The sequence below is a fragment of the Pirellulales bacterium genome (genome assembly GCA_035546535.1).
Taxonomy (GTDB): Bacteria; Planctomycetota; Planctomycetia; order Pirellulales; family JACPPG01; genus JACPPG01.
In genome coordinates this window covers 1-25,256 of the sequence record DASZWQ010000150.1, presented here as the reverse complement: position 1 = coordinate 25,256, position 25,256 = coordinate 1, and the positions used below count along the sequence as shown (strand labels likewise).

17 protein-coding genes are annotated in these 25,256 nt (G+C 62.4%); 10 read left to right on the top strand and 7 right to left on the bottom strand.

What is annotated here, in order from left to right; translation table 11 throughout:
* The first annotated feature begins 274 nt into the window (after positions 1 to 274).
* The 3 genes from VHD36_17900 (at position 275) to VHD36_17890 (ending at position 4,003) form a co-directional block, all read left to right on the top strand.
* Positions 275 to 1,150, top strand: a complete 876-nt coding sequence (locus tag VHD36_17900) for a M48 family metallopeptidase (GenBank protein HVU89204.1) — start codon at positions 275 to 277, stop codon at positions 1,148 to 1,150.
* Between the two features lie 217 nt (positions 1,151 to 1,367).
* Positions 1,368 to 2,522 carry a hypothetical protein gene (locus VHD36_17895; GenBank protein HVU89203.1) on the top strand — a complete coding sequence of 385 codons (1,155 nt, stop codon included), beginning with the start codon at positions 1,368 to 1,370 and terminating at the stop codon, positions 2,520 to 2,522.
* A 212-nt stretch (positions 2,523 to 2,734) separates the two neighbouring features.
* Positions 2,735 to 4,003, top strand: coding sequence for a hypothetical protein (locus VHD36_17890; protein ID HVU89202.1), 1,269 nt, complete (start codon positions 2,735 to 2,737; stop codon positions 4,001 to 4,003).
* Positions 4,004 to 4,293: 290 nt separating this feature from the next.
* Here VHD36_17890 and VHD36_17885 read toward each other — a convergent pair whose 3' ends face one another.
* Genes VHD36_17885 through VHD36_17870 form a run of 4 tightly spaced genes read right to left on the bottom strand, consistent with a single transcriptional unit; the run spans position 4,294 to position 8,663 of the window.
* Positions 4,294 to 5,583 carry an amidohydrolase family protein gene (locus VHD36_17885; GenBank protein ID HVU89201.1) on the bottom strand — a complete coding sequence of 430 codons (1,290 nt, stop codon included), beginning with the start codon at positions 5,581 to 5,583 and terminating at the stop codon, positions 4,294 to 4,296.
* Entirely contained in the window at positions 5,580 to 6,914 is a 1,335-nt protein-coding gene (locus tag VHD36_17880) for an amidohydrolase family protein (protein ID HVU89200.1), read from the bottom strand. The genes VHD36_17885 and VHD36_17880 overlap by 4 nt, the downstream gene beginning before the upstream one ends.
* Positions 6,915 to 6,964: 50 nt before the next feature.
* On the bottom strand, positions 6,965 to 8,047 hold the full coding sequence (locus VHD36_17875) for a DUF2314 domain-containing protein (protein ID HVU89199.1): 1,083 nt from the start codon (positions 8,045 to 8,047) through the stop codon (positions 6,965 to 6,967).
* Positions 8,031 to 8,663, bottom strand: a complete 633-nt coding sequence (locus VHD36_17870) for an NYN domain-containing protein (GenBank protein ID HVU89198.1) — start codon at positions 8,661 to 8,663, stop codon at positions 8,031 to 8,033. The genes VHD36_17875 and VHD36_17870 overlap by 17 nt, the downstream gene beginning before the upstream one ends.
* Before the next feature lie 282 nt (positions 8,664 to 8,945).
* On the opposite strand from VHD36_17870, the gene mfd reads away from it, so the two are divergent.
* The 7 genes from mfd to VHD36_17835 all read left to right on the top strand — a co-directional run bounded on the left by mfd (position 8,946) and on the right by VHD36_17835 (position 23,570).
* Complete coding sequence (gene mfd, locus VHD36_17865; protein ID HVU89197.1) at positions 8,946 to 12,191, top strand: transcription-repair coupling factor; 3,246 nt, start codon at positions 8,946 to 8,948, stop codon at positions 12,189 to 12,191.
* Between the two features lie 214 nt (positions 12,192 to 12,405).
* Positions 12,406 to 13,950: a peptidylprolyl isomerase gene (locus tag VHD36_17860; GenBank protein HVU89196.1), complete on the top strand. Its 1,545-nt coding sequence runs from the start codon at positions 12,406 to 12,408 to the stop codon at positions 13,948 to 13,950.
* A gap of 108 nt (positions 13,951 to 14,058) precedes the next feature.
* Positions 14,059 to 14,613, top strand: coding sequence for a class IV adenylate cyclase (locus tag VHD36_17855; protein HVU89195.1), 555 nt, complete (start codon positions 14,059 to 14,061; stop codon positions 14,611 to 14,613).
* A gap of 147 nt (positions 14,614 to 14,760) precedes the next feature.
* Positions 14,761 to 16,077: a citrate synthase gene (locus VHD36_17850; protein ID HVU89194.1), complete on the top strand. Its 1,317-nt coding sequence runs from the start codon at positions 14,761 to 14,763 to the stop codon at positions 16,075 to 16,077.
* A gap of 367 nt (positions 16,078 to 16,444) precedes the next feature.
* Positions 16,445 to 17,479, top strand: coding sequence for a WD40 repeat domain-containing protein (locus tag VHD36_17845; protein HVU89193.1), 1,035 nt, complete (start codon positions 16,445 to 16,447; stop codon positions 17,477 to 17,479).
* Positions 17,480 to 17,541: 62 nt separating this feature from the next.
* The gene (locus tag VHD36_17840; protein HVU89192.1) at positions 17,542 to 22,125 is read left to right on the top strand and encodes an SdrD B-like domain-containing protein; all 4,584 of its coding nucleotides are present in this window, start codon (positions 17,542 to 17,544) and stop codon (positions 22,123 to 22,125) included.
* Between the two features lie 341 nt (positions 22,126 to 22,466).
* A complete protein-coding gene (locus VHD36_17835; GenBank protein ID HVU89191.1) occupies positions 22,467 to 23,570 on the top strand; it encodes a VCBS repeat-containing protein in 1,104 nt (367 codons plus the stop codon).
* Between the two features lie 313 nt (positions 23,571 to 23,883).
* Here the strand turns inward: VHD36_17835 and VHD36_17830 are convergent, their stop codons facing one another.
* From VHD36_17830 to VHD36_17820, 3 genes are all read right to left on the bottom strand, one after another.
* Positions 23,884 to 24,054: a hypothetical protein gene (locus VHD36_17830; GenBank protein ID HVU89190.1), complete on the bottom strand. Its 171-nt coding sequence runs from the start codon at positions 24,052 to 24,054 to the stop codon at positions 23,884 to 23,886.
* A gap of 57 nt (positions 24,055 to 24,111) precedes the next feature.
* Positions 24,112 to 24,615 carry a hypothetical protein gene (locus VHD36_17825; GenBank protein ID HVU89189.1) on the bottom strand — a complete coding sequence of 168 codons (504 nt, stop codon included), beginning with the start codon at positions 24,613 to 24,615 and terminating at the stop codon, positions 24,112 to 24,114.
* Positions 24,616 to 24,710: 95 nt separating this feature from the next.
* On the bottom strand, positions 24,711 to 25,256 hold a 546-nt coding region (locus VHD36_17820), incomplete at its 5' end, for a hypothetical protein (protein HVU89188.1).

The window sequence follows — 25,256 nt, the reverse complement described above, 5'->3', positions numbered from 1 at the left end:
GAGCAGCCAGATTTGCCGGCGAGACGCCTGCACCACAGAAGAACACGTTCTTAGTTGTTCGCCGGATCGGCCTGCCAGCGGCGAACGTCGGCATGACACCCGAGCACCGCATCGATCCGTGCCAGTCTACTGGCTTCGCTTGCAGGCGCGGCTAGGATTAGGCTGTAGCGCGGGCAACTTGCCGGCTCTGCAGGCACAAGATTCGCATTGTGCCACGATTCGTGCTGCCGTGCGCCAGCGGCCCGACACCAATCATTATCGGGAGCAACCGACCGTGTCTTACGCATCCTACGACGACGAGCGCCGCGAGCTTGGCTACGGACCCATGGGGGGCGGCGGAGCGAACTGGAAGATGCGGCTGATCCTGGCCGCCATGATCGCGCTGGTGTCGATCATCTCGTTCTACAGCATGACGACCGAGAACCCGATCACCGGCGAGCATCAGCGCGTGGGGATGAGCGAAGATCAAGAGATCGCCATGGGCCTGCAAGCCGCGCCGCAGATGGAGCAGGAGCACGGCGGCTTGAGCCCCAACCCCGCCGCGCGGGCGACCGTCGACCGCGTGGGCGAGCGGATTCTGGCAGCCTTGAACAAGTCGCTTCGTGAGCAGCACCGCGAGAATCCGTACCCTTTCAAGTTCCATTTGCTGAACGACCCGAAGACCGTCAACGCGTTTGCCCTACCGGGCGGACAGGTGTTCATCACCACCGGTCTGTACAAGCTGCTGGAAACCGAAGGGCAATTGGCCGGCGTGCTCGGCCACGAGATCGGCCACGTCCTGTCGCGGCACGGCGCGCAGCAACTCGCCAAGCAGCAACTCACGCAAGGACTGGCTGGCGCGGCGGGCATGGCCGGCGGCGATCGGAACGCGGCGCAAATCGCGGCCCAGGTCGGCGCACTGGTGAACATGAAATACGGGCGCGGCGCCGAAACCGAAGCCGACAAGTGGGGTGTCAAGCTCGCCGCCGAGGCGGGCTACGATCCGCGGGCCATGATCGGCGTGATGCAGATTCTGGACAAAGCATCGGGCGACGGCGGGCCACCGGAGTTTCTCAGCACGCACCCCAAGCCGGCCAACCGCATCCAGTACATCAAGACCGTGATCCAGAAGGAATTTCCCAACGGTGTACCGGCCGGGTTGGAGCCGTAGTGATCGAAGCTTCAAGAATTCCCCGCCCTGTCAGGGAGGGGCGAGACGGGTTTCCGTCGTGATGAACGTCATCCCTTGGTGAATCGCGTCGGACTTCCTTTTGTTTCGTGAACTGATTCGTTGTTATCGTTTCACCCCTCACCCTGCCCTCTCCGGCGGGAGAAGGGGTCACAAATCGCCGCCTCTCCTAAGGCGGGAAGTTACGACAGGAGTATGCATGGCGCGGACCTTTATTGTGACGCGATCGGTATGCCTATGGCTGGCGCTCGTGCTCATCGGTGTCGGCCACAGTGTTTGTGCAGCGGCGGAGGGCGATCAACCGCCGGTCCGCCGACTTCTATATGTGGCTGCGCCTGGTGTGCGCGATTACTTGGAATATGGCGGGCACGGCCTCTTGGTCTTTGACATCGACGACGGCCATAAGTTCGTGCGCCGCATCAAGACGGCCGGCACAAGCGCCGACGGCAAACCGCTGAACGTGAAGGGCATCTGCGCCTGCGCCGAAACGGGGCGCGTGTACATCAGCACGATCAAGCAACTGATGTGCCTCGACCTGACGACCGACAAACTGCTGTGGGAAAAGCAGTACGAGGGGGGCTGCGACCGGATGGCGCTCGCGCCCGATGGAACAACGATATACATGCCCATGCTCGAAGGGCCGGCCTGGCATGTCATCAATGCTGCCAGCGGTGAAGTCGTCGCGAAAGTGGTGCCGAATTCTGGCTCGCACAACACGATTTACGGACCCGATGGGCGCGAGGCGTATCTAGCCGGCCTGAAATCGCCGCTGCTGACGATCGCCGACACCAGCACACACAAGATTGCTCGCACGGTCGGACCATTCAGCGCCGCGATCCGGCCGTTCACGATCGATTCCCGGCAGCGGTATTGTTTCGTCAACGTCAACGAATTGCTGGGCTTCGAGGTCGGCGACCTGACGACCGGCAAGCAGTTGCACAAGGTCACGGTCGAGGGTTTCGAGCGCGGACCGGTCAAGCGACATGGCTGCCCCAGTCATGGCATCGGCCTCACTCCCGATGAAAAGCAACTGTGGGTCGTCGATGCGTTCAACGAGCGCGTTCACGTTTTTGATTCCACGCAGATGCCGCCCAAGCAAGTCGCCAGCGTCAAGCTGCGCGGAGAGCCGGGCTGGGTGACGTTCTCCGTCCGCGGCGATTACGCTTACCCATCGACCGGCGAAGTTATCGACCCACAGAGCCGACGGATCGTCGCTACGCTCAAGGACGAGATGGCCCGTGACGTGCAGAGCGAGAAGATGGTCGAGATCGATTTCGCGGGAGATCGGCCGGTGCGGGCAGGGGATCAATTCGGCATCGGGCGGGCGGTGGATGCGTCGCCGAAGCAGCCATAGCGAGCGAGCGCAGTTTGTGCACGCCAACTTCGCAGCCGAGTCTATTCAGCGGTCTTACCGCGACTTAACGAGGACGTAATCTTACGGCCGCGCGATGCGATGGCGATCGACCGTGGCGTTCTTCTCTTTCTTGCGGAACTAAATCCGCGCCGCGGTCGTCTAAGACGCACGGGGCCACCAAAGCGTCTCACCCTCGGGAAGGAGAATTCGCCATGCGCAGTAATTGCCTGCGGACTTTTGTCGTCGTGCTGGCGTTCCTTGGAACCGGTTCAGTTGGTGCGTCGGCGGCTGATTTAGAGACGCTGGCGACGTGTGCCGTTTCTGCCGACACACCAACGTCCGAGGCAGCTATCTCCAAATTGCGGGCACACGGCCCGGCCGGGCTCGAGGCGCTGTTCACCGTGCACGCCGCGGCGATCGAGAAGGTGTTGAAGGAACCAGACGAAATGACGGAACGCGCCAGCCCCGCCTCGCTGCGCATTCGCCGGGCGCTCGATCAGGTCAGCGCGCAGCGCGATTGCCACGCCAGTCGGTTGTTCTGGTACACCGACCTGGCCCAGGCCGAAGGGGCGGCGAAGAAGGCCGGTAAACCAATCCTATCGCTTCGCTTGCTCGGCAAACTGACCGACGAATACAGCTGTGCCAATAGCCGGTTCTTCCGCTCGACGCTTTATGCGAATCGTAAGGTGAGCGAACTGTTGCGAGATCGTTTTGTCTTGCACTGGCAAACAGAACGGCCGGTGCCCGTGGTGACGATCGACTTCGGCGATGGCCGCAAGCTGATTCGCACGGTCGCCGGCAACAGCGTGCACTACGTGCTGACGCCGGACGGTCAGCCGCTCGATGCCCTGCCCGGGCTTTATGGTCCGCAAGCCTTCATCAAGGCGCTCGAACAGGCCGATGAATTGGCCCACACCGCGATGGCCTCGGGCTCGCACGGGGGGAGGGTGGTGGCCGAATACCATGCGCGGCAGAGCAGGGCACTGCTGCGTTCCTGGCAGAGTGATTTATCAAGCTTGGGCGTCGCGTCCAAGGGCGAAGCAGGCGTTCCGCTACCAACCGAAGCGACAAGCGACCTGGTTTGGCAACGGATTGCCAAGCTGCACGAAGACGAGTGTCAGCTCGACCTGGCGAGCCGGAACCTGATCGCCAACCGCAATCCCGTGGCGGCGGTGGCGGGACGCGTCGCGGTGACGAAAACGCAGACAGAAAGTCCGCTCGTGCGTTTGGTGCGAGAACTGCAGGGAACGATCGCCATCGACACTGTGCGGAATGAGTATCTACTGCACCGGCAGGTTCATGACTGGTTCGTAAGCGGCCGCGTCGGCGCGCTCGAAGCGCTAAACGAGCGCGTATATGCCGAGCTTTTCCTCACACCCAGTAGCGACCCCTGGTTGGGCCTGCTGCCGGCGGCCTACTCGGGCTTGGAAAATGACGGCGTCGTGATGGCGGAACGCAACGAATCGCACCCGCGCGATTGAAGTATCGGTCACACCTTCAATGCGGAAGTTCGGCAGCCATGGCCACGTTCGAAGTGCGATGCATGATCGGGTGAATATTCAGAGTGCGACTATTGTGGTGCAGGCGTCTCGCCTGCGGGTTTTCCGATCATTTCAGCCGTTCACCCGAACGCCGGAAGTCGGCAGGCGGGACGCCTGCCCCACAAGAAGCGATCGTGACGGCCTCTTTACAAGTTCCATGCTCACGCGAGCGTAGGCATTGAACCTCCTTTTTCTTTGTGATGTACGGGCAAGCTGTTCGCTGCAGAGCTTCACCGCGGCTTGTCGCTCACCACCTGCCCGCCGATGACCGTGCCCACGCAGTGGGTCGTGTACTCCAGCGGGTCACCGTCGTAGAGAGCCAGATCGCCGTCTTTGCCGACTTCGAGCGAGCCGACGCGATCGGCGATGCCCAGGATTTTGGCCGCGTCAATCGTGATCGTGGACAGGGCCTGTTCCTGAGACAGCCCGTTGGCAGCTGTGAGTGCGGCTTCAAAAAGCACCACGCGCGTCTTGGGAACGTAAGCCTCGTAACCGCTCTGCAAAGCGACCGGGATGCCGGCCGCCACCAGCTTGGCCGCGGTCTCGAAGCTCAGGTTCTCCTTATCCTCGGTGGCGCGGGCCATCGAAGGATGAACGACAACGGGCACGCCGGCCGCCTTGATATCGTCGATGGCCAAATAAGCTTCGGCCCCGCTATCAAGAAGGATCTTGATGTCGAATTCTTTACCCAGCCGCAGCGCGCTTTGAATGTCTTGCACGCGATCGGCGGTGATCAGCAGCCGCAGCTTGCCGTCGAGAACTTGCGAGAGGGTTTCATAGCGCAGGTCGCGCGCCGGTGGCTCGGGCGTCTTGGCATCCTTTGCTGCTTCGCCGGGCTTGGCATCGGCCGGCTTGGCGGCCTTGCGCACCTTCTCGCGATATTCCCTGGCTTTGATCAGCTCGCTGCGAAGCATGGCCATCATCTTGCCGCGCGTGCCGGGCGATTTGCCTTCGCTCTTTTCGGCGATCGTCGAAAGCGTGGCGGCCACGGCATAGGCATCGCGCAGGAGGGAATCGCCTACCGTATTGCCGACGGTCTTCACGATCAGAGTCTGGCCCGACATGAGCTCGCCCGGCGCGTGGCCGGTGTGAACCGTGGTGATGCCGAAGCCGCGCAGCCATTCGACCAGCTCGTCGCGCGCGTTGTAGGCGTCGACGGCGCGCAGCTCGGGCTGGATCGGCGCCGAATGCTCGAACTGATCCTGGTCGCCGGGCTGATTGAGCAATCCTGAGAAGCCGACCGTGGCGTGGGCATCGATCAGGCCGGGCGTGACGACGGCTGCTTCGAGTACGCGGAAGCCGTCGGGGACTTTCACGTCCGACGCTTTACCGATCGTCACGATCTTGCCATCTTTCACCACGACGATGCCGTCCTCGATCGGTCGGCCCGCCATGGTGTAGATCGTTTTGCCGCGCACCGCGACCTGGGCGGGCGCACTCGTCGCCAGACTCGACACCGCAATGGCGCAAGCTGCCGCGATCAACGAGGCGGGCGTTTTCAAGCGTTCAAGAATCATCATTGCTGGTTGGCCTTCAGCAGGTGATCGAAGCAGCAGTAATACGGCGACTGGTCGTGCGCGGCGCCGTAGCCGCCGACGGCGTAGAGGTGATCCTGCGGGTCGGTCCGGTCAAAGACTTTCTGCCCTTCGACCCAGGTTTCGAGCACGTGCGAATAAACGCTCAAGGGATCGCCGTCGAAGATCGCGAAATCGGCATCTTTGCCGGCAGCCAGCGAACCGATGCGGTCCTGTAGGTCGAGCATCTCGGCGCCGGCGATCGTCAGGGCTTCGAGCGCGGCTTTGCGCGACATGCCGGCTCGCACGCCCAGCGCGGCCATGCGGCGGAAAACGCGCGAATCGGTAATCCAATCGTCGGTATGGAAGGCGACCCGCACGCCGGCCCGCTCCAGGACGCCGGCATTCGACATCTGCATATCGCGGGCTTCGAGCTTGCCGCCGGGCGAATCGATCAGGATCACCGAGCAGGGCGCCTTGGCCTTGGCGATCTCGTCGGCCACTTTGTACCCCTCGCTGACGTGGTGCAGCACGACGCGAAAGCCGAACTCTTGCGACAACCGCAAGACGGTCATGATGTCGTCGTGGCGGTGCGTATGATGATGCACGACGCGTTTGCCTTGCATCGCTTCTACCAGGGCTTCGAGATTCAGATCTCGCGGCGGCAGCTTCTCGGGATCGCCCTTGGCCTGGTCGATTTTGTACTGGTATTCGCGGGCTTTGATGTATTGATCGCGCACCAGGAAGGCGCTCTTGCCGCGCGTGCCGGGAAATGGCGTGGCCCGCATCGAGTTGGTACCGTTCGCCATCTTCAGCCCGCCGGTCGGCTTTCCTGCGGCGTCGAGAATGAACAGGTCGTCGATCTTGTCGGGCTTCTTCGCGCCGAACCGCAGCTTGAGATAGATCGTCTGGCCGCTGATCAGATGGCCCGAGCCGGGCATGACATTCAGCGTCGTCAGGCCACCGGCCAGGGCGCGCTTATAGCCTGAATCGAGAATGTTCAGCGAATCGAGGATGCGCACACCGGGCTGGATGGGGCCGCTGCCATCGGCGCCGCCGATACCGCCGATGTGGCTGTGCGTGCAGACGAGACCGGGCATGATCACGCGCCCCTTGGCGTCGACCTGCTTGGCGCCGGCGGGAATGGTTACGCTGTCACTCGGGCCGACGGCCAGGATCTTGCCGTCGGCGATCACGAGCGTGCCGGAGGGAATCTCATCGCCGGCGATCGGAATGATTTTCGCGCCGACGAAGGCGGTAGGCGCTTCGGCGGCGCGGGAGAAGGTTGCGGTAAGGAGCAAATAGCAGAACGGAACAATCCACGAGGTAGATCGCATTGGGCGTATTATCAGAAATCAGAGGGGGGGAAATTACCCCTCTATCATAATCATGATTTCTGCCGCCGGCGCATTACTTCCCGGAAGACCGCAACCGTAAATCCGCCTTGCATTTCCCCCTGGGTGTCGATGTAGCACCAGTCATTGAGTTCAGACAGTGGAACACTCACTTTCGCCCCGACCTTGAGAGGGCCAAGATTTGCCGGGTCATTTCCGAGCGTGCCGAAAATCAGATCGCCTTCGATGGCCGTTACTTCGAGCCAGATAAACTCGGTATTGTCCGCGTAACTAATGGGGGCTTTGACCGAATGATTCTCTCCCGATCTCGCTTCGAAAGCGGCGACAAACTGCGGCCAGGTTTCCCGAGCGGTCACGACTGCCTGTTGCATTTCGGGATCGTCGGCAGGGATCGAAAACATCGGCGCCAACATCGTGTCTCTCAATGCCTGTCGCGGATTGTCCGACCTCAAGGCTTTCTCCGTCTCGTCATTGATTGCGTAGGCGAGGCCCGATTCAGGCACGAAAATCAGCAGGCAATTGTCGTCGAGCAGTTCCGCCAATAGCCCCCCGATTTGCCGGTACCAGTAGGAAATCTGGTTTTCGCTCTTCTTGTCATCCACGCCCAGCGCGTCGATCGATATCCATGCTTGATGTTCTACGAACAACTCGCGGATGCGCAGATCCAAGAGATCTTGCGATGCCGCCTCGACGTCGTCGACGTAAGGGCGCGGGAAGCAATTGAGCAGGTACATCTGATTACCGTGCCGGATCACGGTCACGATGTCCGTGCTCATCACGTGTCCATCCTCGCCTTCGCGCGTGCCGTCGCCCAGGTCTGCGTTCCAAACCTTGCTCGCAAGATGTGCGAGGACCGCCGGATCAAAGGTCATGGGTTCGCGCAATAGCGCGACTAATGAAACAATCTTTGAGACTTGCTTTTTCCGCCGCCGGTACAAACGGATGGTAGCCGCAATCAGAACGACAACGAACACACAGGCGAGAATGATCCGCGCGGCGAAGGGCATGCTAGCAACCGATGGTTGTAAACAATGTGTGACGAAACTGCCGTCTTCAATAGTCCGACGTTTCGAACGCGACGGCAATGGCCCAAAAGCCCTATTTCCCGAGATCATTCTCGTCGATCGAATCGAGATATTCCTGCGGAAAGATTTCGATCGACGGATCGAGGCTTTTCTCGGCCGAAGAATCGTTACCGTCCGCACCGCGCGGCGGCCGGGGTTGCGCTTTGGGCTCGTCGCCGAATTGGGCCAGCCAGTATTCCACCTCGCTCGTGGCCAGTGGCGTGGGCGGTTTTGGCGTCTTTGTTTTTGCCGCGCGCTGGCGCTTGCTGCGCTCGGCCAGTGTCTGCTCGTACCAGCGATCGCTGTCGATGGCCTGGGCCTTGCGGCGGCGGGCCGCGCGGTGCAAACGGTGATCGCTCGATACGACGGTTAGTCGGCGCGGGGACGAGTTGCGACCGATCAACTCTTCGATCAATTCGTCGGCGCTGTCGTAGCCCGACGCAAAATGGACTTTGACGCCGCGATGGACTAACTCTCGCGGCAGGCCGGGGGGCGCTTGCCGGGCGTCGAACACGACGGTCGTGGTCGCCAGCACGCGCGGCTCGAGGGATTCGACGACGAAGTTCAAGACGGCCAGGCGCGACCGCTCTAGGAAGCCCGGCCCCGCGCCGCGACCCACAATCCCGGCGGCGTGCATCAAGTTATAGCCGTCGATGATCAGTGACATGCGGCAAGGCGCGCGTCCAAGGCGGTCGCCGGAAGAAAATCGCATTATAGCCGCAGTCGACCAGGGTCTGGCGGACGCCTTTTGGTTTCGGGAGCGCCGGGCGAGCTTGGCGGCTAAATGAGATGCGGGGGCAGCGATTCACGACAAATCACCAACCACCGACTACCGACTACCGACTACCGACTACTGATTACTGATTACCGACTACCGACTACGGATTACTCGCAGCTCCTCTACCGACTTTGCCGAAAACCGTCGGCAGCCCTAAAATCCCTGCGGAGTATGACAGACGCAGCGACGGAGACTGCCGCGCCCGGCCGGCTGCCGAACCTGACCGGGCGCCTGGAGGCGGCAACTGGCTTTGCCGACGTGGTGGCCAGCCTGAGGGCTGGCCATGGGGCCACGCTCGACGGAGTCTGGGGGTCGAGCTGCGCGCTGGTCGCGGCCACGCTGGCCGGGCAGGCCGCGGGGCCGCTGGTCGTGGTGTGTGCTCACCCCGGCGACATCGACGATTTTCTCGACGATCTGTCGCTCTTCGCACCGCTCGAAGCCGCGCGATTCCCCGCCTGGGAGTCGATGAACACCGAGCAGTTGATCCACGACGAGGTGTACGGCGACCGGCTGCGTTTGCTCAAGCAATTGCTCGCCGCCAAGGATGCCGCCGCGGCGCCGCGGGTGATCGTCACCAGCATTCAAGCGCTGATCCAGCCGGTTCCTGCGCGCACGAAACTGGCCGGACAGACGCGCAGCATCCGCGTCGGCGATACGGTCGAAGTCGAATCGCTTGCCCGCTGGCTGGCGGAGCAGGGGTTTCACAACACGAGTGCCGTCGAGCTGCCGGGCGAGTTCTCGACGCGTGGCGGCATTCTCGACATCTTCGCGCCCGACTGGTACGAACCGGTGCGGATCGAATTCTTCGGCGACGAAGTGGAATCGATCCGCCGCTTCGAAGTAGCCAGCCAGCGCAGCCTGGCGGCGCTCGATGCCGTGGACGTGACGATTCTCGATCGCACGAACGTCGATCACGAACATTTCACCGCTTATTTACCGCACGAGAGCTGGTTCGTGCTTCTGGAGCCGGCCGAACTGGAGCAAGAGGGACGACATTACTTGACGCGCGTCGATCGCCCGCAGGATTTTCACGCCGTCAACGAAGTGCTGAAGGAGGTGTACCGCTTCCCTTCGGTCACGGCGGCCAGCATTGCCGCTTCTTCGCTGGAAACGACGTGCCATTTAAAGATCGAATCGGTCGAACGCTTCAGCGGCGACATCGCCAAGGTGCGTAACGAGCTGGATGCGGTCGGCGCCGGGCAGGAAGTGTACGTCGTCTGCCAGACCGAGGCCGAGGCGCGCCGTTTGTCGGATGTCTTTGCCGAGACGCAACTGATGCGCGCCGGGCGATTGCACTTTCCGCTGGGTCACCTGCGCGAAGGATTTCGGCTGGTCACGGACGCGATCGCGCTGGTGAGCGGCAACGAGCTGTTCCATCGCGCCGACCTGACACGCCCCAGCCGGCGCCGCCTGGGGCGGGTGATCGACAGCTTTCTCGAACTGCGCGAGGGAGATTACGTCGTTCACCTGTCGCACGGCATCGGCCGGTACTTGGGGCTGAAGCTCCTGGAGAAGGAGGATCAGGCCGAAGAGCACCTGGAAATCGAATTTCATGGCGGCACGAAGATCTACGTCCCCACGTCGAAAATCGACCTCGTGCAAAAGTACGTGGGCGGTGCGAAAAGCCGGCCGACCTTGGCCCATATTGGTGGGCGCACCTGGCTGCGGCAGAAAGAGGCGGCCCAGCGCGCCGTGATCGACCTGGCCAGCGACATGCTCGACCTGCAGGCGCGCCGCGCGTCGCAGCCGGGCATCACGTTTCCCGACGATTCGGAATGGCAAAAGGAGTTCGACGCCTCGTTCCCTTACACCGAAACGCCCGACCAGCTCACGGCCATTGCCGCGATCAAGGCCGACATGCGCGCGCCGCGGCCGCTGGATCGTTTGATCTGCGGCGACGTCGGCTACGGCAAGACCGAGCTGGCCATGCGGGCGGCGTTCAAAACCGTGGATGCCGGTTACCAGGTGGCCGTGCTGGTGCCGACTACGGTATTGGCCGAACAGCATGGCCGCACTTTTCGCGCGCGGATGGCCGAGTTTCCATTCAAGATCCGCGTGCTCAGCCGGTTTTGCTCGCCCAAGGAAGAACGTGAAATCATCGCGGGCCTGGCCGACGGTTCGGTGGATATCGTGATCGGCACGCACCGCCTGGCGCAAGCGGACATTCGCTTTGAAAATCTGGGCCTGCTCGTCATCGACGAAGAACAGCGCTTCGGCGTCGACGTCAAGGAGCGACTCAAGGCGCTGCGCACGATCGTCGACGTGTTGACGATGACGGCCACGCCGATCCCGCGCACGTTGCACATGTCACTGCTGGGGCTGCGCGATATCTCGAACCTGGAAACGCCGCCGGCCGATCGGCTGGCGATCGAGACCCGCGTGGCCCGCTCGAACGCCGAGTTGATTCGCCATGCGGTGCTGCGCGAGCTGAACCGCGGCGGACAGATGTTCTTCGTTCACAACCGGGTACACGACATCGAGAACCTGGCAACGCGCCTGCGGCAGATTGTGCCCGAGGCCCGCATCGGCATCGGCCACGGCCAGATGGCCGAGGGTGAACTGGAAGAGGTGATGCTCGATTTCGTCGATCACAAGTTCGACATGCTGCTGGCGACGACGATCATCGAAAGCGGCCTCGACATACCGAATGCCAACACGATGTTCATCGACCAGGCCGACCAGTATGGCCTCGCCGACTTGCACCAGTTGCGCGGCCGCGTCGGCCGGTACAAGCATCGGGCTTATTGCTACCTGCTTTTGGACCCGAACAAGTCGCTTTCGCCCAACGCCGCCAAGCGGCTGCACGCGATCGAGGAGTTTTCGGACATGGGGGCCGGCTTTGCCATCGCCATGCGCGATCTCGAAATCCGCGGCGCTGGCAACATCCTCGGCACCGAGCAGAGCGGGCACATTTCGGCCGTCGGCTATGAATTGTATTGCGAGCTTTTGGAGCAGGCGGTGCGACAACTGAAGAAAATGCCCGCCCGAAAAATCGTCGACGTACACGTGGACCTGCCGGGCGAAGCCTACATTCCGCGCCGTTATGTGCCCGACATGCGCTTCAAGATCGACCTGTATCGCCGGTTGGGGCGGATCGGCACGCCGGAAGAGCTGGCCGATCTGACGTCTGAGCTGGCGGATCGCTTCGGCCCGATTCCTGACCAGATGCAGCGCTTGCTATCACTGGTCGAGGTGCGGATTCTGGCCCAGCGGTGGTCGCTCGAATCGATTCATATGGAGGAGGGGTTCATCGTGTTGCGTTACCGCAATGCGAACCTGATCGCACAGCTAGCAAAGCGACCGAAATCCCGGCTGCGCGTCGTGGACGGCCGCAGCGCGTATCTGCCGATACGTAAGGATCTTACCAACCCCGATTCGATTCATGCGGTCATTAAATCGCTGTTGCGGGCGGAGTAACGTCTGCACTAGAATCCCCGCCCGCGCGGGTTTCTGAGACCGGCGCGCGTGTTACACGTCTCGTTTCTCGTCAGTCGTTGCGGTTTTCTCCCTTCTAGTGGCGCGGAATGTCGCCCTTGGCGGGCGACGCGTGCGCCAAGCCGTCGGAAACAGCGTACCTCGATTGCCACGTAGCTTTCGCCAAAATGCGATGAGGTGGGAGGCCGGCAGGGGCTTGTCCCGGCCGGCAGCGGTGGCGATCTGCGCGATCGGCTTTCTGGGAGCGCTATCTGGAACGCCTCTCGCGCACGGCCAGGATCCGGCCGATCCGTACTCGCCACAGCAACAAATGATGATGATGGGGCAATCCAGCGCCCAAAACCCGCGATTGAACCCCAACATGCAACTCATGCCGGGCCCGCCGGCGGATGTCGGAACGCCGACGCGGCCGGCCGGATGGCCGGGGGGCGCGCCCGTGCAGCAAGCGCCTCTCCCACCGCAAAACGCACAGCTGGGTCGGCCAGGCACGGCCGTACCTGGCGGCATCCCCGCGAACCGGGCAGCGGCGAACGGGCTCCCCTCGGCGGCCGCCAATACCGCGCCTGGGGCGATCGGCCCCGGGGCCGGCGCAGCCACCGGCCCGCGCGATCCGAAGTGGACCGAAGGGGAGCGATCGCTCGAGTTCGACGATCTCGACCTGGATGGCGCGCGCGTGATCGCCCGCGTCGGCACCGAAGTGATCCAGGAAGCCGAGGTGAAGGGGCACGTCAACGAGATCATCGAGACCTACGCCAGCAAGATTCCGCCGCAGCAAGTGGAAAAAGTTCGCGACAAGCTGATGCGCGAGCGTTTGAATCATCTGGTCGAGGTCAAGCTCGCCCTGGTCGACGCCCAGAGGAAAGTTCCAGAAGAAAGCTATCCAAAAATCGTGGAGGGCCTGGGCGACGAGTATGAAAAGACTGAGGTAAAGCGGAAGCTCAAGCTCCTGAACCTGCAAACGCGCGGCGCCCTGGAGGCGAAATTGCGCGAGCATGGTACTTCCATCGAGCGCGACAAGCAGGCCTTTGTCGAACAACAGTTGGCGTTCGGCTGGATCCAGCAGCAGACGAAGACGAAACACGAGACCACGCACGAAGACATGCTGGCCTACTACCTCCAGCATATCGAAGACTTTTCCTTTCCTGCCAAGGCGCGTTGGGAGGAATTGCGCGTCCGTACGCCGAACTTTCCCAATCGAATGGCGGCCTGGCAAGCGCTCGGCGAGATGGGGAATGCGGTTCTGCGCGGCGCGAATTTCGCCGACGTTGCCCGTGCTCACTCGCAAGGTCCCACGGCTGCGGTCGGCGGGCAGTACGATTGGACGAGCGAAGGGAGCCTGGCGTCGGACATGCTCGATCGGGCGATCTTTACATTGCCGGTCGGACGGATGAGCCAGATTCTGGACGACGGACGCAGCCCCACGATGTCGATCATCCGTGTCATCGAGCGGACCGAGGCGGGCCGGCAGGCGTTCACCGAAGTGCAGAGCGAGATCAAGGAAAAGCTCAAGATCGCGCACACCGAAAAGGACAAGGAAAAGTTGCACGAATACGTGGCGAAGCTGCGCGACCAGATCCCGATCTGGACCATTTACGATGACGAGGCCACGGGCGATTCGAAGGCGGGGGCTGCTTCTCCTGAGCAGCAGGCCGGCACGTCCCCTGCGCGCACCAACACGACCATGCGCCCGCGCACGCCGCCGTCGGCAAAAGCCACCCCGCCGAACCCTTATCTCAGGTAGGGCCTGGAATCTCGGGCCAGGCCCCGGCACCCTGCCCGGCGAATCGTTGATTCGCTATTCTGGCATCGAGCGGTTTCTGGAACCTTCCGCACGGATCGGGTGGCGGCGATGGATGCTCTGCAGGCGTCGGCGGTACGCCGCAACGTCGAATTGAAAGCCCGGCTGCGCGATCCTGGCGGCGCGCGGCGACTGGCGGTCGAGCTCTCGGGCGGCCCACCGCAAGTTTTGCGGCAAACCGACACGTATTACCGCTGCCCGCGCGGTCGGCTGAAGTTGCGGCAGTTCGCGGGCGGCTCGGCGGAGTTGATCGCTTATAGCCGGGCCAACGAACACGCGCCGCGCCTTAGCCGGTATCATCTCGTGCCTGTAACGGATGCCGGGCAGCTTCACCAAGCGCTGTCGGCAGCGCTGGGCGTGCTGATCGTTGTGAAGAAAGTGCGCGAGTTGTCGCTCTACAAGAACGTGCGCATCCACATCGACGAAGTAGATCGGCTGGGCGCTTTTGTGGAATTCGAAGCGGTGTTGGAATCCCAGGCACACGACGCCGAAGGCGAGCCGCTCGTGCGCGAACTTTCGGCACGGTTCGGTCTCGAATCGGGTGACCTCATCGCGGAATCTTATAGCGACATGCTGCTTCGCGCCGGCGAGAACACGAGCGATTAGTTCGTTCCGGCAAAATGTCCCGTCGCTATTTGCCCTGCTTCTATTAGCAGGATGAATACTGGCGGCGGCGATTTGTAGAATGACTGCAGCACCGGTAAACTGCGTGCTCCCCCGCCAAGATCGCCTACCGGCCACGGAGTGTTGACAATGAGTTCGGTCGCCAATCAAAACGCCGCCCCCTCGAAGACGGCGAAACTGCTCCTGGGTGACGTCGAAGTCGACGTTCCCATCGTGGAAGGGACGGAGCAGGAAAAAGCGATCGACATCAGCCATCTGCGCGCCGAAAGCGGATTCATCACGCTGGACGAGGGATACGTCAACACCGGAGCCACGACCAGCGCCATCACTTTCTTGAACGGCGAAAAAGGGGTGCTGCGTTATCGCGGCTACCCCATCGAGGTGCTCGCCAAGGAATGCCGGTTTCTCGAAACCAGTTACCTGCTGATCTACGGCGAATTGCCGAACGCCGAGCAGCTCGAGACGTTTCGCAATAACCTGCGGCGGCACACGATGCTGCACGAGGATATGAAGTCGTTCTACAACGGCTTCCCGCGCGACGCGCACCCGATGGCGATCCTCAGCTCGGTGGTGGGGGCGCTGTCGACGTTCTACCAGGACTCGCTCGATCCGCGCGACCCAGCCCAGGTGGAGATTTCGGTTTACCGGCTGATGGCGAAGCTGCCGACGATCGCCGCCTTCAGCTACAAGAAATCGATCGGGCAGCCGTTTGTCTATCCGATGAACGATCTGGGGTACTGCGAGAACTTTCTGCGGATGATGTTCGCGGTGCCCAGCGAGCCGTACCAGCTCGACCCCGATTTCGTCGAGGCCTTGAACCTGCTGTTGATCGTGCATGCCGATCACGAACAGAACTGCAGCACGTCCACGGTGCGCATGGTGGGCTCGAGCAATGCCAATCTGTTCGCGTCGATCTCGGCCGGCATCTGCGCGTTGTGGGGACCGTTGCACGGCGGTGCGAATCAGGCGTGCATCGAAATGCTCGAGCAAATCCGCGCCGGCGGCGGCGACGTGGCCCGCTACGTGGAAATGGCCAAGGACAAGAACAGCGGCTTCCGGCTGATGGGCTTCGGCCATCGGGTGTACAAGAATTACGACCCGCGGGCCACGATCATCAAGAGCGTGTGCGACCGGCTGCTGGCGAAAACAAAGATCCAGGGCTCGATCTTTGAAATCGCCCGGCACTTGGAAACGGCCGCGCTGTCGGACCCGTATTTCATCGAGCGCAAGCTATACCCGAACGTCGATTTCTATTCCGGCATCATCTACCGTGCGATGGGCATTCCGGTGCAGATGTTCACGGTGCTATTTGCGATCGGGCGCTTGCCTGGCTGGATCGCGCACTGGATGGAAATGCACGCCTCGCCGGGTAAGAAGATCTGCCGGCCGCGGCAAATCTACACCGGCCCGACCAAACGCGAGTTCGTGCCGCTGGAAAAGCGGTAAGCCGTTGCCGATATCTCGCTGCATCTGGTAGGGTGCCCTGCGGGCACCAGAATCCTCGTTCATTTTTTGGTGCCCGCAGGGCACCCTGCGAACTCGGCCACGTCCGTAGCATGGACTCTTTGAGGCCCGGAATTCTCCGCTCCGTTTCGCGCTCGCGGGCAATTTCTCTTCTTTGCGGCCGCACTTTTTTCCGGACCGGCAAAGTTTAACAGGCGCCTTCGCCGGGTGTCTTCTTCGATTGGCGCAAGACCTCCGTTTGAACCGATAGGAACACGTAGGGGACCCATGCGGCCGCTACGCCGGCAGTCATCGGGGAGCGTCTTAGCGAGGACGCATTCTCAAAGGGCGCGAGGCCGAGGAGGGTGACGTGGTTCGCGTTGATCGATTGGCTCTACGAATTTCGCTCGTGGCGCTTTTGCTCGCCGGCCATGCACGGTTCGCGCCGGCGGCCGAGATGCAGTCGGCGCGGGTCATGCCCATGCGCGCCTCGGCCGGCGCCGCTGGCCCGCCCGTGCTTTCGGCGGTGAGCCTCAGTCCCGATGGCCAGGCGTTCGCCACCGGCGGTGACGATCACGTCGTGCGGATCTGGAATCTCGAAGACGGCGCGCTCGTGCGCGAGCTGCGTGGTCACTCGGACTGGGTGCGCACGGTCGCTTACAATCCGCAGGGGCAAATCATCGCCTCGGCCGGCGACGACCATCACGTTCTCTACTGGGACGCCGCGACCGGCAAGCTACGGCAGACCTTGCCCGGCCCGTCGCAGGTGATTTATTGCCTCTCCTTCAGCGCTGACGGCAAGGTGCTGGCCGCGGCCGGCTTCGACGACAAAGTCCGTCTTTACAACGGATTCTCTGGCGCCGCGATCCGTGAACTGGTAGGCCCATGCGCCGACATTCGCGCGACGGCGTTCTCGCCCGACGGCAAACTGTTCGCCGCCGCCGGGCGCGACGGCCGTGTGCGCGTCTGGAATTATCAAAGCGGAGCCGTCGTGCGCGACATCGTCGCTCATCGCCAGCGCGTCCATGCGCTGGGCTTCTCCCTGGACGGCAGTCAACTGGCCTCGGGCGGAGACGACCGCTTTCTGCGGCTGTGGAACCCCGAAACTGGCGCCGAGTTGCTGTCGATCCCCAGCCGGCCGGGAAAAATCCACGCCCTGGAGTATCTGACGCCCGACAAGCTGGTCACCGGTGCCAGCGACAATACGATTCGCATCTGGGATCTGAAGTCGGGCAAGGAAGAGTCCCGCTTATTGGGGCATACGGGCAGCGTTACCTCTCTCGACTATCGAGCCGAGACAGGCATTCTCATCTCGGCAGGATTCGACACTTCCGTGCGTCTGTGGACCCCGCTCGCCACGGACGGAAAGGTCGTCGAAGAAAACCGCACACGGACGACGCGGTAGCTTTCGCAGAACGCGACACAATTCATGCGCTCGTCCGTTCCACGCTCGCAAGGAGGTTGATCGTGGGCTTTTTCAGCAATGTCTTTCGCTTTGCCCGCCGCCGTTCCACCGCCGAATTGACGGCCTCGCTGCGCTCGCGCGGCAACACCTTGTACCATCGCTGCCGCATCGAAGAGATGGAAGAGCGCCGCCTGATGGCCGCCGACGTCAACCTGGGCGTCGTCTATTACGACCCAGCTAGCGGCGAAGACAACATCCCCAACACCTTCCAGGTCCAGTTCGATGGCGGCGCCGCCGGCACGCAGCTCACGCACCTGGTGATCAATACCGACAAGGCCGGCGACGGACTCACCAACGGTGACCCGTTCTTCAACACCGCCGCCGGTGGGCCGGGCGTATATGGCTTTCACCCGTTCCAGGTCGTCTCGAGCGACGGCATCACGATCACCAGCGTCACCGTACAGAATGGGGGCCAGACGCTCGATCTCACCTTCTCGGGCTTTACTACAGGCAAGACGTTGGTCTTCACGATCGACGTCGATGAAATGGGGCTCACGCCGCCGGCCAGCGCCGTCGTCGAAGGCGCCGAATTCGCCGGCTCACACGTGACGGCCACCTTCGAAGCGCCGCACTACTACGATTTGACCAGCAGCGACACGTTCGTCGACGCCTACGATCCGAAGTTTGCCGGCAGTGGCCTGACCCTGCCCTCGGACAATTACGATCCGCCGAATCCCACGCCTTCGTCAGTGCTCACGGCCGGGGCCTTGGCCAGCGGCCCGCAGATCGTGCTGCCCAGCAGCTTAAGCGGCGTTGTCTACGAGGATCACAACCTCGACAACATTCAGGAGGCCGGCGACCCCGGCATCCCCGACGTTTCGCTGACGCTGTTTCAATGGAATGGCGAGGAATACGTCAGCACCGGCCTGACGACCACGACCGACGCCAACGGCGCGTACAAGTTCGACAACTTGCAGCCCGGCCAGTACCAGGTGCGCGAAACGCAGCCGAGCGGGTACTTTAGCGTCGGCGCGTCGGCCGGCACGCTCAACGGCGTCACCGACGGCACTGTGACCGATCCCAATACGATCAGCAGCGTCGTCCTGCAGGGTGGCGACAACAGCATTCAGAACGATTTCTCCGAGGCGCTGCCCGGCAAGATCAGCGGCTTTGTCTACTACGACCCGAACAACAACGGCCAGAAGGAAACCGGCGAGCCGGGCATTCCCAACACGACCGTGCAGTTGTTCGATTCGAATCTCAACCTCGTCGCCACGACCACGACCGATGCCAACGGCTTCTATCAGTTCAACAATCTGATGTATGGCAACTATACCGTCGAGGAGACGCAGCCGGCCGGATACCTCGAAGGCAAAAACACCGTCGGCTCGGTCGGCGGAACGCTGGCCCCGCCTGACGGTATCACGAACATCACGATCACCGATGGCACCAACGCCCAGAACTACAACTTCGGCGAACTGCTGCCGGCCTCGATCTCGGGCATGGTACACGTCGACATGAATGGCGACTGCATCTACGAGCCGGGCGAGCCGCTGTTGGCCGGCGTCACGATCCAGTTGCTCGATTCGAACAACCAGGTCATCGCCACCACGACCACCGACCAGAACGGTCAATACAAGTTCTCCGGATTGGCGCCGTTCGCTTCGTACACGGTGCACGAAGTGCAGCCGGCCGGCTACTTTGAATTCGGCGACACCGTCGGCACCGCCGGCGGCACGCTGCAAGGTCTGGATACGATCGTCGGAGCCACGCCCGGCTCGGGGCAGGACGCCACGGATTACAATTTCTGCGTGCAAGCTCCGGCTAGCATCGCCGGCATGGTACACGTCGATCTCAATGGCGATTGCGTCTACCAGCCGGGCGAGCCGCTACTGGCCGGCGTCACGATTCAACTGCTCGATTCGAACAACCAGGTCGTGGGCACGACGGTCACCGATCAGAACGGCGAGTACAAATTTTCGGGCCTCAAGCCGGGCGTCTATTCAGTGCATGAAGTGCAGCCGGCGGGTTACTTCGAATTCGGCGATTCGGTCGGTTCGGCCGGCGGTCAATTGCAAGGCCTGGACACGATCGTCAACGCCACGCTGGGCTCGGGCACCAACGCCACGGATTACGACTTCTGCGTCGAAGCGCCGGCCAGCATCTCGGGCATGATCCACGTCGATCTGAACGGCGACTGCGTGTACGAGCCGGGCGAACCGTTGTTGGCCGGCGTGACCGTGCAACTGCTCAACGCCCAGAACCAGGTCGTCGGCACCACGACCACCGATGAAAATGGTATGTACAAGTTCTCGGGTCTGAAGCCGGGGACGTATACCGTTCACGAAGTTCAGCCCAACGGTTACTTCGAGTTCGGCGATAGCGTCGGTTCAGCCGGCGGCACGCTGCAAGGGCTAGACACCATTGCCAACGTCACGCTCGGTTCGGCCGTGAATGCTACGGATTACGATTTCTGCGTGCAGGCGCCGGCCAGCATCTCGGGCATGATCCACGTCGATCTCAACGGCGACTGCGTGTACGAGCCGGGCGAGCCGCTGTTGGCCGGCGTCACCGTGCAACTGCTCAACGCCCAGAACCAGGTCGTCGGTACGACGACGACCGACGAGAACGGCATGTACAAGTTCTCAGGTCTCAAGCCGGGAACGTATACCGTGCATGAAGTTCAGCCCAACGGCTACTTCGAGTTCGGCGATACCGTCGGCAGTGTGGGCGGCACGCTGGAAGGGATCGACACGATCGGCAACGTCACGCTCGGCTCCGGCGTCGACGCGACGGATTACGATTTCTGCGTGCAGCCGCCCGCCACAATCGCCGGCATGGTACACGTCGATCTCAACGGCGACTGCGTGTACGAGCCGGGCGAGCCGCTGTTGGCGGGCGTCACGATTCAATTGCTCAATTCAGACAACCAGGTCGTGGCCACCACGGTGACCGATCAGAACGGTCAGTACAAGTTCACGGGCCTCCGCGCCGGAACGTACACCGTACACGAGGTGGCGCCGCCCGGGTACTTCGAATTCGGCGACAACGTCGGCAGTGCCGGGGGCGTATTGATCGGCATCGACACCATCGGCAGCATCAATCTGGGTGCGGGTGTGAATGCCACCGACTACGACTTCTGCGTGCAGGGCCCCGCGAGCATCTCGGGCATGGTACACGTCGATCTCAACGGCGACTGCGTGTGGGAGCCGGGCGAGCCACTGTTGGCCGGTGTCACGATTCAATTGTTCGACTCGAACAACCAGCTCGTCGGCACGACCGTGACCGATCAGAACGGCCAGTACAAGTTCTCGGGCCTGCATCCTGGCACGTACACGGTGCATGAAGTGCAGCCGCAGGGCTTCACCGAGTTCGGCGACAGCGTAGGGAGCGCCGGCGGCACCTTGGCGGGCGTGGACACGATCACGAACATCCCGCTCGGCTCGAATGTCAACGCCACGGACTACGACTTCTGCGAACAAGCGAAGCTCGGCATCATCACGAATTCGCAGTTCCAGATTCCCAGCTTGCAGCCGATGGCCAATCCGCCCACGCCGATCATTATCATCCCCGTGATCCAATCGTTCCCGATCACGCAGCCGTTGAGCCTGTACTACGGCGGTGGCTATGCGTACGGGAACACATGGCACTTGAGTGTCATTGATGCCGGCGAGCCGCGCGGCACGAACGCCACCGCCCCGCAAGTCTCGATGATCAGCATGCGGAGCGATCCGTTCTCCATGGAAGGGGACGACGTTCACAACTCGGAATGGGTGCTCGGCGATGGCGAAAAGGGGGAAGAAGGAGTGAAGCGCTTTGTCCGCTTCGGTATGCGAAACGGCATCCCCGTCACCGGCGACTTCAACGGCGACGGCATCACTGACGTCGGCTTCTTCTACGGCGGCGAGTGGTTCATCGATCTCGATGACAACGGCCAATGGGACCAGGGAGACTTGTGGGCCAAGCTGGGGCACGAAGGTGATCTGCCGGTCACCGGCGACTGGGACGGTGACGGCAAGACCGACATCGGCATCTTCGGCCGCGCCTGGCCCGGCGACCCGTCGGCCATCCGCCACGAACCCGGTCTGCCGGCGCCGGAGAACACCAAGCTCGGACCGAAGAAGAACGTGCCGCCGCGCACCGACGAAGCGGCCCTCGGCTTCCGCACACTGAAGCACACCGCGAAGGGGGACTATCGCGCCGACGTCATCGATCACGTGTTCCACTACGGTACGGCGGGCGATATTCCGGTTACCGGCGATTGGCACGGCACCGGCGTACACACGATCGGCCTGTTCTATAAAGGCCGCTGGCTGTTGGACAGCAACGGCGACGGCAAGTGGACCGATACGGACCACGATTTCCGCTACGGCATCGAAGGCGATCAGCCGATCGTCGGCGACTTCAACGGAGACGGCATCGACGAGTTGGGCGTCTACCGTGCCGGCACCTGGTACGTCGACACCAACAACGACCGCGTGCTCGACGCCCGCGACAAGCTGTTCGAACTTGGCGCGCCGGGCGACGTGGCCGTGGTGGGCGACTGGAACGGCGACGGCATCGACGAGCCGGGCGTGTACCACCAATCGGTGGGCACGGCTGCGGCGCCTGCGCCCGCGGCGCCCGCCGCTACGACCACGAAGTAAACGTGTGCCGGCGCTGTTGAGCGCCGGGCCTTTTCTCGTCGCACGCTAGCGCGCCTTCGCGAGTTCAAGGCGCGCTAGCGTGCATCTATTGCGCTCTTCATGGCGTTAGGCGTGGCGCAATCGTCACAGCTTAACGCCAGGCCGCGTCTCGCCCTGACGGTTGTGCACGCGACGCTAGGCCGCGCCTGCAAAACTGGTACACTCCGAATTGCGTGAAGATTTTGACGCCTGCGGTTTTGGTTCGGACTATAGTTCGATTGCCGGGTTCCCGGCAACGCCGCATCACGCGGCCCCATGTCTTGTCAGAGCATCATTGTCACATCGCACCTGGAGAGACTGTCATGGGTTCGTATCCCTTGGCGCTGCTGCGCGCGAGCGCACCGCCAGCGCATCGCACTTTGCTGTGGGCCGCGTCCGCGGCCCTGCTTAGCCCTTGGTTATGCGCGGTAGGCCTGGCCAATGACGCCGGTCCGAATGCGACGGGCGACGTAAACGCGGCGCCGGTTTATTCGGTGCGTTTAAGCGTCATTAACGGCGGCGCGCCGCGCGATCCGGAGCTGGCCACGGGGCAGATCACGCAGTTGCCGGCCGGCGTCAGCGATCCGTTTTCGCAGAAACTGCCCGAGCTCGATCGTTCGCGATTCTCCTTGCGCAATGATGATGAAGCCCAGAGCGACGAGCACAACGACGCAGCCGCACTCGTAGCGGGTGCCAACAACGTGCAGCCGATCGCCGGCGATTTCGACGGCGACGGAGACGCCGAGTTTGGCATCTTTCGCGATGGTCAGTGGTTCATCGATCTCAACGGCAATGGCACGTGGGATCAGGACGATTTGTGGGCGCAGCTCGGAAGCGCCGGCGATCAACCGCTGGTGGGCGATTGGGACGGTGATGGCAAGGCCGATATCGGCGTCTACGGACCGCAGGCCACGGCTGACGCCTCGGTTGCTGACAGCGGATTGCCGGACGCCAACAACGACGCCGCGCTCGCGAACCAAAGTGAAGATGCGAGCGCCGCGCGGCCAACGCGATTGCTGAAGCGCGGCGCGGCGGGCTTTGTCCGCAGTGACACGGTCGAGTTCGTGCAAAACCTGGGCACCGCCGGAGGCCAGGCGGTTGCCGGCGATTTCAACGGCGACGGAATCGACACCGTGGCCCTCTTTCAGGACGGGCACTGGACGATCGACTTAAACGGCGACGGGCAGATCACCGAAGCCGACTTGGAGAAGGACTTCGGCCAGCCGGGCGATCGTCCCTTCGCCGGTGACTTTAACGGTGACGGCAGCGACGAGATCGGCATCTATCGCGACGGCAACTGGTCGATCGCCACCGACGGCGATGGCGAACTGCGGATCACGGAATTCACGTTCGGCGGGCCAGATTCCTCGCCCGTCGTCGGTGACTTCGACGGCGACGGGCGCGACGAAGCCGCCGTGTACCGCTAAGTCGTAAAGGCGGCTTCCGCCCGCGGTCCATGGCGAGTGCGCCGCCGGCCGCTGGCGGCGATGTAACGATATTCTCCGTGCGAGCCGGCGGTGGATGGCGCTGTGCATTCACCGCCGGTTTATTTGTGCGCCACGGCACCAGGGCTTACTTAGCGATTCAGGCGCTCGCAGAGCACCCTACGAATGCCGTACTCGTCAGTTAGCAGGGTGCGCTGCGCGCACCAAGAATTAACGACCGATTGGTGCTCGCAGAGCACCCTACAAATACAACGGCTACACGCACCAGGTCGCGGCTTGGAACGGCCATTGGCCGCTAGGCCTTCTTGAGCTTTTCCAGCTCGGCCGTGACCTCGGCCAGCTCTTTTTCCAGCCGCGCGACTTCGGCCGGTTCGTCCATCTGCTTCTTCGCGCCGGCCAATTGCAAGCGCAGCTTTTGCAGACGCGTGTTCAACAGGTCGATGCGTTTCTTGGCCTTTTTGTCCATCGTCGTCGGCTCGTTCCTTGCCGGTCAGGGAAAGCGTCAATCAATCGGCGCTGCGGGTTACGGTTGCTCGGGTGCCGCGGCGGCGGCTGGTGTAGTGCTCGCCTTCAGCGGCGAGTTCATCGTGATATTCCGCATCACGCCCGAGATGCACACCAACAGCACGGCCAGGGCAATGTTCAGGTTCAAGAGCGGTTTCGGGTTTTTCCGCACGCGCTGCGCGGTGCTCGACCGGCCCGCCAGGATGCTGGCGATGGCGAAGATGGCGAGCGCCAACAGCACCTTGATGCCGAACAGCGGATGATAGAGCTTCGGAAATTGATACTTGGCATTCAGCGTGAAGAAGTTATAGAAGCCGGAAATCAGCAGAAAGGTGATGCAGCCCATGACCCATTTCGACCACCGCGCGCGAATCGCCTCGTGAAACCGCTGTCGCTCGGCGTCGGGCAATTCTCCTAGCGCCGGCACGAGGGCCACGCGCATGAAGACCGTCGCACCGACGGCGATGATCGCCGGCAGAATGTGCATCCAACGGAACAACACGCTAAGAAAATCGATTTCCACGCGACCCGTCTCCGGTCAAAGAACGCCAAAAACCTTGAAACACCTGCGGCGCTAGATCGTAGGTCGCCGATCGGCGGGTGTAAAGGTGCTGCAAACTATTGCGAATCGCGGAGAAGCCGATCGACTAGCGCCAGCGCCTCGTCGCGCGTGCGGATCTTGCCATCGAGCTGGGCGGCGCGCACGCCGGCCAGCAACCGTTTGTAGATCACGCCTTTCGGCACGCCGTGCGCCAAGAGGTCATTCCCGGTCAAAAGCGGGGGCGGGTCGAGTTCGGCCTTGGGCAGGGCGAGCTTCTGCCGGCAGAACGCGGCATCCTCCCGCGCTTGCGCTGCGTGCAAGCCGCCGCGAGCCGATTCCACGGATTCGTGCAGCGCAATGAGGTCGGCTGCGCCAGGATCGACGAGCAACGGCTGGACGGCCGACCAGGGCTGATTGGCGGCTTGGCGCAAGCGACCATAATGTTCCAGCAGCCAGACCGTCAATTCGCGTTCTTTGTTCGACAGTCGCCAGCGCTCGCCGACCTCGTTCGCCGTCTGTACGGCTGACGAAGCTGCGGGTGCCGACCCGGGAGCGTTTTTCTCGGGCTCCAGCACGTGCAACAGAGCCGCCAGCGCCGCCGGGAAGCTGGGCTCGGCCAACGC